Genomic DNA, 14,017 nt, shown 5'->3' with positions numbered 1-14,017 from the left:
CGGTGCATGTCGTACTCGCCGGTGGGGGGACCGCCGGCCACATCGAGCCCGCGCTCGCCCTCGCGGACGCCCTGCGCAGGCAGGACCCGACCGTGGGGATCACGGCGCTCGGCACGGAGCGGGGCCTTGAGACCCGGCTCGTGCCCGAGCGGGGCTATGAGCTCGGCCTCATTCCCGCCGTACCGCTGCCCCGCAAGCCCACACCCGAGCTGATCACCGTCCCCGGACGGCTGCGCGGCACGATCAAGGCGGCCGAGCAGATCCTGGAGCGCACCAAGGCGGACTGCGTGGTCGGCTTCGGCGGCTACGTGGCGCTGCCCGGCTACCTGGCCGCCAAGCGGCTCGGCGTGCCGATCATCGTGCACGAGGCCAACGCCCGGCCCGGCCTCGCCAACAAGATCGGCTCGCGCTACGCCGCAGGGGTCGCGGTGTCCACCCCGGACAGCAAGCTGCGCAACGCCCGCTACGTGGGCATCCCGCTGCGCCGCACCATCGCCACCCTGGACCGCGGCGCGGCCCGGCCCGAGGCGCGGGCGTACTTCGGGCTCGACCAGAACCTGCCCACGCTGCTGGTCTCCGGCGGCTCGCAGGGCGCCCGCCGGCTGAACGAGGTCGTCCAGGCCGTCGTCCCGTTCCTGCAGCGCGCCGGCATCCAGGTGCTGCACGCGGTCGGTCCGAAGAACGACCTGCCGCACGTGGACAACATGCCCGGAATGCCGCCCTACATCCCGGTACCGTACGTGGACCGGATGGACCTCGCGTACGCCGCGGCCGACATGATGCTCTGCCGCGCGGGCGCGATGACCGTCGCCGAGCTGTCCGCCGTCGGGCTGCCCGCCGCCTACGTCCCGCTGCCCATCGGCAACGGCGAACAGCGGCTGAACGCCCAGCCGGTGGTCAAGGCGGGCGGCGGACTGCTGGTGGACGACGCCGAGCTGACGCCCGAGTGGGTGCAGAGCCATGTGCTCCCGGTGCTCGCCGACCCGCACCGGCTGTACGAGATGTCCCGTGCCGCCTCCGAGTTCGGCCGCCGGGACGCCGACGACCTGCTCGTCGGCATGGTGTACGAGGCGATTGCCGCCAAGAGAGCGGGCTGACGCCCGGAGCAGGAGGCTGGAGCGTGGCCGGACCGACGACCGCACGGCGCGGTGGCGCGAAGAGCAGCAAGTCGGTGCGGCCCCGGAGCGGCACTCCCTCCCGGCCGGCCAGGAAGCCGGCCGGGAGGCCGCCCGGGCGCGGTCCGCGCCGCGGCAGCCTCCGCTCCAGGCTGCCCCGCGGCCGCCGGCTGGTGCTGTGGGCGGTGGCCGCCGTACTCGCCGGCGGTGCCGCCGGATGGGCGCTGTACGGCTCCACCTGGCTGCGCGCCACCCGGGTGGAGGTTTCCGGCACCCGGGTGCTGACGCCCGATGAGGTGCGGGCCGCGGCCGACGTCCGGCTCGGCGGCCCGCTGGTCTCCGTGGACACCGGCGCCATCGAGGAGCGGCTGCGGGCCGCCCTGCCGCGGATCGAATCGGTCAGGGTCGAGCGGTCCTGGCCGCACACGGTCGGCCTGAAAGTGGTCGAGCGTCAGCCCAAGGCGATCGTCCAGGACGCCGCAAAGGGCGGAAAATTTATTGAAATCGACGGTGAGGGCGTACGGTTCGCCACAGTCGATCAAGCTCCGGGCGGGGTGCCCCGGCTGACCGTGGAGCCCTCGGAGGGCGCCGCGGCCAGCCTGCGCCGGTTCGGTGCCGAGCGGCTGGAGCGCGAGGGCGTCCGGGTCGCCGAGGCGCTGCCCGAAGCCGTGCGGGCGGACACCCGTGCCATCCGCGTACGCTCGTACGACTCCATCACCCTGGAGCTGACGGGCGATCGGACGGTGGTCTGGGGCAGCGGCGAGCGGGGCGAGGCGAAGGCCCGGGCGCTGACCGCTCTGCTGAAGGCCGCGCGGGGTGCCGACCGCTTCGATGTGAGCGCTCCCAGCGCCCCCGCGGCGTCGGGGAGTTGACGGCCGGGGTGGCCGGGCAGCACCCTGGCTGGCTACGGCTATGGGTGATCACATAGGGTGAAAAGAAAAACGGGAGGTTCGGCGTGTTCGTTGAACGCGCGCGGCTTGTCGACTTAGTGTCCTGTTCGGAGAACCCCAGCGAACAGCGGCACCGGTAACCCTAAACTTCACGTTGAGGGTTCGGGTCGGCACTGAACCGTCCCCCAGGCATACGTAACTCGAGGCGAGAGGCCTTCGACGTGGCAGCACCGCAGAACTACCTCGCAGTCATCAAGGTCGTCGGCATCGGCGGCGGTGGCGTGAACGCCATCAACCGGATGATCGAGGTCGGTCTCAAGGGCGTCGAGTTCATCGCGATCAACACCGATGCGCAGGCCCTGCTGATGAGCGACGCAGACGTCAAGCTCGACGTCGGCCGTGAGCTCACCCGCGGCCTCGGCGCCGGCGCCAACCCCGACGTCGGCCGCAAGGCCGCCGAGGACCACCGCGAGGAGATCGAGGAGGTCCTCAAGGGGGCCGACATGGTCTTCGTGACCGCGGGCGAGGGCGGCGGCACCGGCACCGGCGGCGCCCCCGTCGTCGCCAACATCGCCCGCTCGCTGGGCGCCCTGACGATCGGTGTGGTCACCCGGCCGTTCACCTTCGAGGGCCGCCGCCGCGCGAACCAGGCGGAGGACGGCATCGCGGGTCTGCGCGACGAGGTCGACACCCTCATCGTGATCCCGAACGACCGGCTGCTGTCCATCTCGGACCGCCAGGTGAGCGTGCTCGACGCGTTCAAGTCGGCGGACCAGGTCCTGCTGTCGGGCGTCCAGGGCATCACCGACCTGATCACCACCCCGGGCCTGATCAACCTCGACTTCGCCGACGTCAAGTCCGTGATGTCCGAGGCCGGCTCGGCGCTCATGGGCATCGGCTCGGCCCGCGGCGACGACCGCGCCGTGGCCGCCGCCGAGATGGCGATCTCCTCGCCGCTGCTGGAGGCGTCCATCGACGGCGCCCGCGGCGTCCTGCTCTCCATCTCCGGCGGCTCCGACCTCGGTCTCTTCGAGATCAACGAGGCCGCCCAGCTGGTCAGCGAGGCGGCCCATCCCGAGGCCAACATCATCTTCGGCGCCGTCATCGACGACGCCCTGGGCGACGAGGTCCGGGTCACCGTCATCGCCGCCGGCTTCGACGGCGGCCAGCCGCCGGCCAAGGGCAGCCGCGACAAGGTGCTCGGCTCCTCCTACGGCTCCGGCCGCGAGGAGAGCACCCCGGCCGCGGCCTCGCGCCCGGCTCCGGCCGAGCCCTCCCGCTCGTCCTTCGGCGGACTGGGCAGCGTGACCCCGCGCACCGAGGAGCCCGTGGCCGACCCGGCGCCGGTCAACGAGCTCCCGCCGCCGCCGGTCTCCTCCCCGCAGGTCCCGCCGGCCCGTCCGTACCAGGACTCGACCGCCGAGGAACTGGACGTTCCGGACTTCCTCAAGTAGGACGTACGAGCGAGTGAGCGGTATAGGACAACGGCACACAGTGACATCGGAAGCTGTGTCGCCCGGCAAGCACGAGAGCGGCGCGCACTTCGCCTTCACCGACAGGTGGGGCGGGGTGAGCGCCGCTCCGTATGACGAGCTCAACCTCGGCGGCGCGGTCGGCGACGACCCGGCCGCCGTCCGGGCCAACCGGGAGCGCGCGGCGAAGTCGCTCGGCCTCGACCCGGCGGACGTCGTCTGGATGAACCAGGTGCACGGCCGGGACGTGGCCGTGGTCGACGGCCCCTGGCGGAGCGCCGACATCCCCGCGGTCGACGGAGTGGTGACCGCCCGCCGCGGTCTGGCCCTCGCGGTCCTGACCGCGGACTGCACCCCGGTGCTCCTCGCCGACCCGGTCGCCGGAGTCGCGGGCGCGGCCCACGCCGGCCGCCCGGGTCTGGTCGCCGGGGTGGTTCCCGCGACCGTCGAGATGATGATCACTCTCGGCGCGGACCCCGCCCGGATCCTCGCGCACACCGGCCCCGCGGTCTGCGGCCTGTGCTACGAGGTGTCCGAGGCGATGCGGGCCGAGGTCGCCGAGGCCGTGCCCGAGGCCTGGGCCACCACCCGGCAGGGCACCCCGGCCGTGGACGTGGCCGCGGGGGTGCGCGCCCAACTCGCCCGGCTCGGCGTGACGATGAGCGGACAATCTCACATCTGCACGCTGGAGTCGGCTGATCACTTCTCGTACCGGCGCGAGCGCACTACGGGGCGACTTGCTAGCTACGTCTGGTTGGACTGAGAGCTGTGACGGACCGGAGAACGGAACTCGCCGACAACCTGGCCCGCGTGGAGGAACGTATCTCCGCGGCATGCGCCGCGGCGGGCCGCCCGCGCGAGGACGTGACCCTGATCGTGGTCACCAAGACCTACCCCGCAAGTGACGTGCGGCTCCTCGCCGAACTCGGGGTGCGCCACGTCGCGGAGAACCGCGACCAGGATGCCGCCCCGAAGGCGGCCGAGTGCGCGGATCTGCCCCTCACCTGGCACTTCGTCGGACAATTGCAGACGAACAAGGTGCGTTCGGTGGCCGGTTATGCCGACTTTGTGCATTCGGTCGACCGGACCCGGCTCGTCACCGCGCTCTCCGCGGCGGCCGCCAAGGCCGGGCGGACGCTGGACTGCCTGATTCAGGTGGCACTTGACGCAGAGTCGGGTGAACGGGGCGAAAGGGGTGGAGTCGCATCTGATGGTGTGACAGAACTCGCCGATGCGCTCGCGGCAGCCGAAGGGGTGCGCCCCGCAGGTCTGATGACGGTCGCTCCGCTCGTCGGACCATATGCCGGACGGCCGCGGGCCGCCTTCGACCGGCTGATGGAAATCTCAACGGGCCTGCGCGCGGCCCATCCTGCTGCGAACATGGTGTCAGCAGGGATGAGCGCGGATCTGGATGACGCCGTGGCCGCCGGGGCGACACATGTACGTGTCGGATCGGCGGTACTCGGAGTCCGACCCAGGCTCGGGTAACGTCGCCAAGAAGTCGGACCACAGCAAAAAATATGGTCATTCCCGCCAGAAGGCGGGCAGACCGCGTGGATCCAAGGCGCCGTTGACGGAGCCGATCCACCACAGAGCGGAGGACGCAGAGAATGGCCGGCGCGATGCGCAAGATGGCGGTCTACCTCGGCCTCGTGGAGGACGATGGGTACGACGGCCCGGGGTTCGACCCCGACGACGAGTTCGAACCCGAGCCGGAGCCCGACCGACGCAGGCAGCAGCATCAGCAACACCTCGCACAACAGACGCAATCGGACGAACCGGTTCGAGTCGCCCAGCCGCCTGCACAGCGCGAACCCGCTCCGCTCACAGCGGAAACGGGACGACCCGCCCGAATCGCCCCCGTGGCGTCCATCACACCCGAACGCCACTCTCTGGAGAAGAACGCACCGGTGATCATGCCCAAGGTTGTGTCCGAGCGGGAGCCCTACCGCATCACGACGTTGCACCCCCGGACCTACAACGAAGCCCGTACCATCGGGGAACACTTCCGCGAGGGCACCCCGGTGATCATGAATCTGACGGAGATGGACGACACGGATGCGAAGCGACTTGTCGACTTCGCCGCCGGCCTCGTCTTCGGTCTCCACGGCAGCATCGAGCGGGTGACGCAGAAGGTGTTCCTGCTGTCTCCTGCTAACGTCGATGTCACGGCGGAGGACAAGGCCCGCATCGCAGAGGGTGGGTTCTTCAATCAGAGCTGAGACGCAATACCTGGCGATACCGGGAGAATGACGGCCGAACAGGCCGGGTACGAGCAAGGGGAGAGGGAAGCGCGAGATGAGCATCGCACTGCAGGTGATCTACATCGCGCTGTATTGCTTCCTGTTTGTGCTGATCTTCCGGCTGGTGATGGATTACGTCTTCCAGTTCGCTCGCTCATGGCAACCCGGTAAGGCGATGGTGGTCATCCTTGAGGCCACCTACACTGTCACCGATCCGCCACTCAAGCTTCTGCGGCGGTTCATTCCGCCGCTGCGTCTCGGGGGCGTGGCGCTCGACCTGTCCTTCTTCGTATTGATGATTATCGTCTTCATCCTGATCCGCGTCGTGGAGCAGGTGTGAACGATACGGTCTTGCCGATTGCCGACGACTACGTTGAGGTGAAGAAGAGATGCCGTTGACCCCCGAGGACGTGCGGAACAAGCAGTTCACGACCGTCCGTCTCCGAGAAGGCTATGACGAGGACGAGGTCGATGCCTTCCTGGACGAGGTCGAGGCCGAACTGACCCGTCTGCTCCGCGAGAACGAGGACCTGCGCGCCAAGCTGGCCGCCGCCACGCGTGCCGCCGCGCAGAACCAGCAGCAGGGCATGCGCAAGCCCGAGCCGCAGGACCAGCGACCCGGCGGGGCTCCGGTGCCCGCCGCCATATCCGGACCGCAGCCGGTGCCGCAGCAGCAGCAGATGGGCGGCCCGCCGCAGCTGCCGGGCGGTGCCCCGCAGCTTCCGGCCGGCCCCAGCGGTCACGGCCACGGTCCCCAGGGTCCGCACGGTCCCGGCCCGATGGGTCAGAACGGCCCCGGCCCCATGGGTCAGAACGGTCCGATGGGCGGCCCCATGGGCGGTCCCATGGGTCAGAACGGTCCGATGGGTCAGAACGGAATGGGGCAGAACGGTCCTATGGGGCAGAACCCCATGGGCCAGAACGGCCCCATGGGCGGCCCGCAGCTGCCGCAGCCGGGCCAGGGCCCGGGCGGTGACAGCGCCGCCCGTGTGCTCTCGCTCGCTCAGCAGACCGCCGACCAGGCGATCGCGGAGGCCCGTTCCGAGGCCAACAAGATCGTCGGCGAGGCGCGCAGCCGGGCCGAGGGCCTGGAGCGGGACGCCCGCGCCAAGGCCGACGCCCTGGAGCGGGATGCGCAGGAGAAGCACCGCGTCGCGATGGGCTCCCTGGAGTCCGCCCGCGCCACGCTGGAGCGCAAGGTCGAGGACCTGCGCGGCTTCGAGCGCGAGTACCGCACGCGTCTGAAGTCCTACCTGGAGAGCCAGCTGCGCCAGCTGGAGAACCAGGCGGACGACTCGCTGGCCCCGCCCCGCAACCCCAACACCCCGTCGCTGCCCGCGGCCCCCTCGATGAGCGGGTCGATGGCTCCGGCAGGTGCGGGCATGGGCGGCCACAGCATGGGCGGCAACCCGTCCATGGGTGGCAACACCTCGATGGGCGGCAACACCTCCATGGGCGGCCCGTCCTACGGTGGCCAGCAGCAGATGTCCCCGGCGATGACCCAGCCGATGGCACCGGTGCGGCCGCAGGGCCAGCAGCCGATGCAGCAGGCGCCGTCCCCCATGCGGGGCTTCCTTATCGACGAGGACGACAACTGACGCGCCCGTACGGCCGCTAGTCGGCAGTCGGTCGGTCGGCAGTCATAAAGGGCCGGGCCCCTGGGATTTCCCAGGGGCCCGGCCCTTTTATGCGCTCTGTATTTCCGTACGGATGTCGGCCAATACGACATATGGCAATGGCCGGGCGAGGGAATCCCTCACCCGGCCATTGCCGGTTTTATCAGGCCTCGGTCGCCTTGCGGAGACGGAACGTCAGCGAAAGCGCTTCGTCGGTGAAAGGCTCACCGTAGGAGCCGTCGGCCTCGCCCTCGGCGAAGTCCGTGGCCAGAACCTCGTCCGCAATCAGGGAGGCGTGCTCCGAGAGGGCGGTACGGACTTCCTCGGCCGCCGACTCCCAGCGCACGGCGATCCGGTCGGCGACGTCCAGACCGCTGTTCTTCCGGGCCTCCTGGATGAGCCGGACGGCGTCACGGGCGAGGCCCGCGCGGCGCAGCTCCGGGGTGATCTCCAGGTCGAGCGCCACCGTGGCACCCGAGTCCGAGGCCACCGACCAGCCCTCGCGGGGCGTTTCGGTGATGATGACCTCGTCGGGCGAGAGGGCGACCGTCTCGCCGTCCACCTCGACCGAGGCCGTGCCCTCGCGCAGGGCCAGCGACAGCGCCGCGGCATCCGCCCCGGCGACGGCCTTGGCGACCGCCTGGACGCCCTTGCCGAACCGCTTGCCCAGGGCACGGAAATTGGCCTTGGCGGTGGTGTCGACCAGGGAACCCCCCACCTCGGAGAGGGAGGCGAGGGAGGAGACGTTGAGCTCCTCGGCGATCTGGGCGCGCAGCTCGGCGCCCAGCTCCTCGAAGCCGGCCGAGGCCACCAGCGCGCGGGAGAGCGGCTGACGGGTCTTGACGCCGGACTCCGCGCGGGTGGCGCGGCCCAGCTCGACCAGACGCCGCACGAGCAGCATCTGCTGCGACAGCTTCGGGTCGACGAGGGCGGCGTCCGCCACCGGCCAGCCGGCCAGGTGGACCGACGTGGGGGCCTGCGGGTCGACGGGGACCACGAGGTCCTGCCAGACGCGCTCGGTGATGAACGGCACCAGGGGCGCCATCAGGCGGGTCACCGTCTCGACGACCTCGTGGAGGGTGCGCAGCGCGGCCGCGTCACCCTGCCAGAACCGGCGGCGCGAGCGGCGCACGTACCAGTTGGACAGGTCGTCGACGAAGGAGGACAGCAGCTTGCCGGCCCGCTGGGTGTCGTAGGCCTCCATGGCCTCGGTGACCTGGCCGACGAGGGCGTTCAGCTCGCCGAGCAGCCAGCGGTCCAGCAGCGGGCGGTCGGCCGGGGCCGGGTCCGCGGCGCTGGGCGCCCAGCCGGACGTGCGGGCGTAGAGGGCCTGGAAGGCGACCGTGTTCCAGTACGTGAGGAGCGTCTTGCGGACGACCTCCTGGATGGTGCCGTGGCCCACGCGGCGCGCGGACCACGGGGAGCCGCCGGCCGCCATGAACCAGCGGACGGCGTCGGCGCCGTGCTGGTCCATCAGCGGGATCGGCTGGAGGATGTTGCCCAGGTGCTTGGACATCTTCCGGCCGTCCTCGGCGAGGATGTGGCCCAGGCAGACGACGTTCTCGTACGACGACTTGTCGAAGACGAGGGTGCCGACGGCCATCAGGGTGTAGAACCAGCCGCGGGTCTGGTCGATGGCCTCCGAGATGAACTGCGCCGGGTAGCGCTTCTCGAAGAGCTCCTTGTTCTTGTACGGGTAGCCCCACTGCGCGAACGGCATCGAGCCCGAGTCGTACCAGGCGTCGATGACCTCCGGCACGCGCACGGCGGTGTGGGAGCAGCCCTCGGCGGTGCAGGTGAAGGTGACGTCGTCGATGTACGGGCGGTGCGGGTCGAGGCCGCTCTGGTCGGTGCCGGTGAGCTCGGAGAGCTCGGCCAGGGAGCCGACGCAGGTGAGGTGGTTCTCCTCGCAGCGCCAGATCGGCAGCGGCGTGCCCCAGTAGCGGTTGCGGGAGAGCGCCCAGTCGATGTTGTTGTTCAGCCAGTCGCCGAAGCGGCCGTGCTTGACCGACTCGGGGAACCAGTTGGTCTTCTCGTTCTCCTCGAGCAGCCGGTCCTTGATCGCGGTGGTGCGGATGTACCAGGACGGCTGCGCGTAGTAGAGGAGCGCGGTGTGGCAGCGCCAGCAGTGCGGGTAGCTGTGCTCGTAGGCGATGTGCTTGAAGAGCAGGCCGCGCTCGGAGAGGTCCGCGACGAGCTTCTCGTCGGCCTTCTTGAAGAACTGGCCGCCGACGAGGGCGAGGCCCTCCTCGAAGGTGCCGTCCGGGCGGACCGGGTTGACGACCGGCAGGCCGTAGGCGCGGCAGGTCCTGAGGTCGTCCTCACCGAAGGCGGGCGCCTGGTGGACCAGACCCGTGCCGTCCTCGGTCGTGACGTACTCGGCGTTGACGACGAAGTTGGCGCCCTCCAGCTCGACCAGGTCGAACGGGCGGCGGTAGGCCCAGCGCTCCATCTCGCGGCCGGTGAAGGACTGCCCGGTGGCCGTCCAGCCCTCGCCGAGGGCCTTCTCCAGCAGCGGCTCGGCGACGACGAGCTTCTCGCTGCCGTCGGTGGCGACGACGTAGGTGACGTCGGGGTGCGCGGCGGCGGCGGTGTTGGAGACCAGCGTCCAGGGGGTGGTCGTCCACACCAGCAGCGAGGCCTCGCCCGCGAGCGGGCCGGAGGTCAGCGGGAAGCGGACGAAGACGGAGGGGTCGACGACCGTCTCGTAGCCCTGGGCCAGCTCGTGGTCCGACAGGCCGGTGCCGCAGCGGGGGCACCAGGGGGCCACGCGGTGGTCCTGGACCAGCAGGCCCTTGTTGAAGATCTCCTTCAGCGACCACCAGACGGACTGGACGTAGTCCGGGTCCATCGTGCGGTAGGCGTCGTCCAGGTCGACCCAGTAGCCCATGCGGGTGGTGAGCTCGGCGAAGGCGTCCGTGTGGCGGGTGACGGACTCGCGGCACTTGTCGTTGAAGGCCGCGATGCCGTACGCCTCGATGTCCTGCTTGCCCGAGAAGCCCAGCTCCTTCTCCACCGCGAGCTCGACCGGCAGGCCGTGGCAGTCCCAGCCGGCCTTGCGGCCGACGTGGTAGCCCTGCATCGTGCGGAAGCGGGGGAAGACGTCCTTGAAGACGCGGGCCTCGATGTGGTGCGCGCCCGGCATGCCGTTGGCCGTGGGCGGGCCCTCGTAGAACACCCACTCGGGGCGGCCCTCGGACTGCTCGAGGCTACGGGCGAAGACCTTGCTCTCGCGCCAGAACTCGAGCACGGCGTGCTCCAGGGCGGGCAGGTCCACCTGGGCGGGTACCTGGCGGTACTGCGGCTGGGGACTCATGGTGAGGCTTCCTCCGGCGGAACGTCATTGCGCTGTCCGTCGGAGGGACGAGATGCGCTGTACGCCTCCCGCGGTACCACCCTCCTTGGCCGCGGGCGCTTGCGCCCGTGACCCCCTCATTGGGCCGCGATGCCGGCTCTACTGACCCGCCGGGTGTCCGGGGGCGTTCTTCCGGCGGCTCAGGGGTGATCTTCACACCGCGCACGCCCCCGGGCTCCCACCGTCCCCGGGTCGCTACAGGCTGCGTGCGGCGCTACTCGTCCCTTCCACGCCTTTCGCTGCGCCCAGTGTACGGGGCGGGACCGGACGCGGCCCACCGGTTTCGGCCGGGGCCGGGCGGGGGACGGGTGCAGTCCGATTACAGGGCCGGGGGCGGGGCACAACCGATGAGACCGGCGTGCCCCGTTGCCGCGTGCCCGGTGGAGTTTTATCGTTCCGGCACGATTCGCGCGCAAGATCATAAAATGTGAAGGGGCCGCGGTCATGGTGGCGAAGAGAGCGGTCGCGGAAGCAGCGGGGGCCGCTTCCGCGAAGGGGAAGGCCCACGGCGGGGCCGGGGCCGCTGCCGCGAAGGCCGCCAGGGGCGGCGGGAAGACGGCGAAGGCCGCCGCTCCGGCGAAGAAGGCCCCCGCCGGGGGTGTGGCCGGGGCGGCCGGGAAGGGGACGACGGCGGGCCGGGCCGCCAAGGCCGCCGCGAGCGGGGGGAAGGCTGCGGAGAAGGCCACTGCGGCCGGGGCGGCCGAGAAGGCGTCTGCCGCGAAGAAGGCCGCTCCGGCGAAGAAGACTGCCGCCGCCAAGAAAGCCGCCACGGCCGGGAAGGGGACGACGGCCTCGGGCAAGGAGGCACCCGCCAAGAAGGCTGCCGCCCGGGGATCCGGGGCAAGCTCGGCCTCGTCCAAGAAGGCCGCCGCCGGAAAGAAGGCGGCGTCCGCCGAGAAGGCCGTCGCCCGGGCGTCCGGGTCGGGCTCGGCCTCGTCCAAGAAGGCCGCGGGGAAGAAGGCGGCGTCCGCGCCCTCTGCGAAGGCCCCCGCCAAGAAGACGGCCTCCGCCACGAAGACGGCCGCCACCAAGAAGGCGGCCCCCGCCGGGGAGGGCGCCGCGCCGGCGGCCGGGGCCTCTGCCAAGAAGGCCGCAGGCAAGAAGGCGGCGTCCGCCGCCGGGAAGGGCGCCGCTCAGGCGCCGGCTGTCAGGAAGGCCGCGCCCGGCGGCAAGGCCGCCCGCACAGAAGAAGCCGCACCTGCCCAGAAGGCGGTGCCCCCTGAGAAGACGGGAGCCAGGACGGTGGCTGCGAAGAAGACCATGGACGGGACACGGGCCGCGGGGAAGGTGCCGGGGGCCCGCACGGGGCCCGCGGAGCCCGGTGAGCTCGCCGTACGGCCGGGGGAGGAGCCCTGGTCGCCGGCGGAGGTGGCCGAGGCCCGGACGGAGCTGCAGAGCGAGGTGCTGCGGCTGCGGGCGGAGATCGCCCACTCGGAGGAGGCGATCACCGGCCTGATGCGGGACTCGGGCGACGGCGCGGGCGACGACCAGGCCGACACCGGCACCAAGAACATCACCCGGGAGCACGAGCTGGCGCTGGCCGCCAACGCCCGGGAGATGCTGGACCAGACCGAGCGGGCGCTGGAACGGCTCGACGCCGGAACGTACGGGCTCTGCGAGAACTGCGGGAAGCCCATCGGCAAGGCCCGCATGCAGGCGTTCCCGCGGGCGACCCTGTGTGTGGAGTGCAAACAGCGCCAGGAACGCCGCTGACCCCGTCGCGCGAGTGTGCCGTACCCTCGTCCTCAGTCAGGCAGGCCCTGGCGACCTGGACGACGTCGAAGGACTCACGTGACAGAGGCGGAACAGACCACCACCGGCACGCCGGAGGCCGCGGAGACGACCACGGCCAAGGGCGGGCGGCGCATCGCGGTCCTCCTGGTGGTGGCCGCCTTCGCCTATCTCCTGGATCTGGGCAGCAAGCTGTTCGTGGTCGCGAAGCTGGAGCACCACGACCCGATCGAGGTGATCGGCACCTGGCTGCAGCTGGAGGTGGTCCGCAACCGCGGTGCCGCCTTCGGCATCGGCGAGGCGATGACGATCGTCTTCACGGTGATCGCCTCCGCCGTGATCGTGGTGATCGCGCGCATCGCCCGCAAGCTCTACAGCCTGCCGTGGGCGATCGCGCTGGGCCTGCTGCTCGGCGGTGCGCTGGGCAATCTCACCGACCGCCTGTTCCGCGCCCCGGGGGGCTTCGAGGGCGGTGTGGTCGACTTCATCGCGCCCGCGCACTTCGCGGTCTTCAACCTCGCCGACTCCGCGATCGTCTGCGGCGGCTTCCTCATCGTGATCCTGTCCTTCCGCGGTCTGGACCCGGACGGCACGGTCCACCAGGACTGAGCCCGGGGCGGGGGTGTCGCACCCGTCCGTCATACTCGACGGGTGAGCACCATTCCCGAGATCCGCGCCCTGCCCGTACCCGACGGCCTGGAAGGCGAGCGCGTCGACGCCGCCATCGCCCGTATGTTCGGCTTTTCCCGCACCAAGGCGGCCGAGCTGGCGGCCGCGGGCAAGGTCCAGCTGGACGGGGCGGAGGCCGGGAAGTCCGACCGCGTGACCGGCGGGGCCTGGCTGGAGGTCGAGATGCCCGCCGCGCCCGCGCCGGTGCAGATCGTCGCCGAGCCCGTCGAGGGCATGGAGATCGTCCATGACGACGACGACATCGTCGTGATCGTCAAGCCGGTCGGCGTGGCGGCCCACCCCAGCCCCGGCTGGACGGGGCCGACGGTCATCGGCGGCCTGGCCGCCGCGGGCTACCGCATCTCCACCTCCGGCGCCGCCGAGCGCCAGGGCATCGTGCACCGCCTGGACGTCGGCACCTCCGGCCTGATGGTCGTCGCCAAGTCCGAGCGCGCCTACACCCTGCTCAAGCAGCAGTTCCGCGAGCGCACGGTCGACAAGCGCTACCACACGCTGGTCCAGGGCCACCCCGATCCGATGAGCGGCACCATCGACGCCCCCATCGGCCGCCACCCCAACCACGACTACAAGTGGGCCGTCACCGCCGAGGGCAAGCCGTCGGTCACCCACTACGACCTCATCGAGGCGTTCCGCGCGGCCAGCCTGCTGGACGTGAAGCTGGAGACCGGCCGTACGCACCAGATCCGTGTGCACATGGCCGCCCACCGCCACCCCTGCGTCGGCGACCTCACCTACGGCGCCGACCCGACCCTGGCCAAGCGCCTCAAGCTCACCCGCCAGTGGCTGCACGCCGTGCGGCTCGGCTTCGAGCACCCCGAGGACGGCCGCTGGGTCGAGTTCGAGAGCACCTACCCCGAGGACCTGCAGCGCGCGCTGGACACCGTGCGCGCCGAAAGCTCCTGACC

12 protein-coding genes are annotated in these 14,017 nt (G+C 71.1%); 11 read left to right on the top strand and 1 reads right to left on the bottom strand.

The window, feature by feature from the left end:
* Positions 1-2 precede the first annotated feature (2 nt).
* The 8 genes from murG to IE241_RS23145 all read left to right on the top strand — a co-directional run bounded on the left by murG (position 3) and on the right by IE241_RS23145 (position 7,318).
* Positions 3-1,097 carry an undecaprenyldiphospho-muramoylpentapeptide beta-N-acetylglucosaminyltransferase gene (gene murG, locus IE241_RS23180; protein ID WP_190023723.1) on the top strand — a complete coding sequence of 365 codons (1,095 nt, stop codon included), beginning with the start codon at positions 3-5 and terminating at the stop codon, positions 1,095-1,097.
* Between the two features lie 23 nt (positions 1,098-1,120).
* A complete protein-coding gene (locus IE241_RS23175; protein ID WP_373300737.1) occupies positions 1,121-1,987 on the top strand; it encodes a cell division protein FtsQ/DivIB in 867 nt (288 codons plus the stop codon).
* 239 nt (positions 1,988-2,226) lie between these two features.
* Positions 2,227-3,459: a cell division protein FtsZ gene (gene ftsZ, locus IE241_RS23170; RefSeq protein WP_190023722.1), complete on the top strand. Its 1,233-nt coding sequence runs from the start codon at positions 2,227-2,229 to the stop codon at positions 3,457-3,459.
* 40 nt (positions 3,460-3,499) lie between these two features.
* Positions 3,500-4,240 (top strand): peptidoglycan editing factor PgeF, encoded by a 741-nt coding sequence (gene pgeF / locus IE241_RS23165; protein ID WP_229899685.1) that lies wholly within the window; start codon positions 3,500-3,502, stop codon positions 4,238-4,240.
* A 5-nt stretch (positions 4,241-4,245) separates the two neighbouring features.
* A complete protein-coding gene (locus IE241_RS23160; protein ID WP_190023721.1) occupies positions 4,246-4,965 on the top strand; it encodes a YggS family pyridoxal phosphate-dependent enzyme in 720 nt (239 codons plus the stop codon).
* 122 nt (positions 4,966-5,087) lie between these two features.
* A complete protein-coding gene (locus tag IE241_RS23155; protein WP_058044831.1) occupies positions 5,088-5,699 on the top strand; it encodes a cell division protein SepF in 612 nt (203 codons plus the stop codon).
* Between the two features lie 76 nt (positions 5,700-5,775).
* Positions 5,776-6,060 (top strand): YggT family protein, encoded by a 285-nt coding sequence (locus IE241_RS23150; RefSeq protein WP_030364712.1) that lies wholly within the window; start codon positions 5,776-5,778, stop codon positions 6,058-6,060.
* Positions 6,061-6,109: 49 nt separating this feature from the next.
* Positions 6,110-7,318, top strand: a complete 1,209-nt coding sequence (locus IE241_RS23145; protein WP_190023720.1) for a DivIVA domain-containing protein — start codon at positions 6,110-6,112, stop codon at positions 7,316-7,318.
* A gap of 181 nt (positions 7,319-7,499) precedes the next feature.
* Here the strand turns inward: IE241_RS23145 and ileS are convergent, their stop codons facing one another.
* Positions 7,500-10,652 carry an isoleucine--tRNA ligase gene (ileS, locus tag IE241_RS23140; RefSeq protein WP_190023719.1) on the bottom strand — a complete coding sequence of 1,051 codons (3,153 nt, stop codon included), beginning with the start codon at positions 10,650-10,652 and terminating at the stop codon, positions 7,500-7,502.
* Positions 10,653-11,135: 483 nt separating this feature from the next.
* Between ileS and IE241_RS23135 the strand changes: the two genes are divergently transcribed.
* The 3 genes from IE241_RS23135 to IE241_RS23125 all read left to right on the top strand — a co-directional run bounded on the left by IE241_RS23135 (position 11,136) and on the right by IE241_RS23125 (position 14,015).
* Positions 11,136-12,404 (top strand): TraR/DksA family transcriptional regulator, encoded by a 1,269-nt coding sequence (locus IE241_RS23135; RefSeq protein ID WP_229899683.1) that lies wholly within the window; start codon positions 11,136-11,138, stop codon positions 12,402-12,404.
* A 78-nt stretch (positions 12,405-12,482) separates the two neighbouring features.
* Positions 12,483-13,031, top strand: a complete 549-nt coding sequence (lspA, locus tag IE241_RS23130; RefSeq protein WP_190023718.1) for a signal peptidase II — start codon at positions 12,483-12,485, stop codon at positions 13,029-13,031.
* Positions 13,032-13,073: 42 nt separating this feature from the next.
* Complete coding sequence (locus IE241_RS23125) at positions 13,074-14,015, top strand: RluA family pseudouridine synthase (RefSeq protein WP_190023717.1); 942 nt, start codon at positions 13,074-13,076, stop codon at positions 14,013-14,015.
* Positions 14,016-14,017 lie beyond the last annotated feature (2 nt).

It is taken from the genome of Streptomyces hiroshimensis (assembly GCF_014650335.1).
GTDB classification, from domain to species: Bacteria; Actinomycetota; Actinomycetes; order Streptomycetales; family Streptomycetaceae; genus Streptomyces; species Streptomyces hiroshimensis.
The sequence above is the reverse complement of the archived record's forward strand: the minus strand, read 5'-3'. Positions and strand labels throughout refer to the sequence as shown.

Excerpts from the sequence above, each read along its gene's own strand:
- IE241_RS23150 (WP_030364712.1), top strand. The coding sequence starts at position 5,776 with ATGAGCATCGCACTGCAGGTGATCTACATCGCGCTGTATTGCTTCCTG.
- ileS (WP_190023719.1), bottom strand. The coding sequence starts at position 10,652 with ATGAGTCCCCAGCCGCAGTACCGCCAGGTACCCGCCCAGGTGGACCTG.
- IE241_RS23155 (WP_058044831.1), top strand. The coding sequence starts at position 5,088 with ATGGCCGGCGCGATGCGCAAGATGGCGGTCTACCTCGGCCTCGTGGAG.
- IE241_RS23135 (WP_229899683.1), top strand. The coding sequence starts at position 11,136 with ATGGTGGCGAAGAGAGCGGTCGCGGAAGCAGCGGGGGCCGCTTCCGCG.
- IE241_RS23145 (WP_190023720.1), top strand. The coding sequence starts at position 6,110 with ATGCCGTTGACCCCCGAGGACGTGCGGAACAAGCAGTTCACGACCGTC.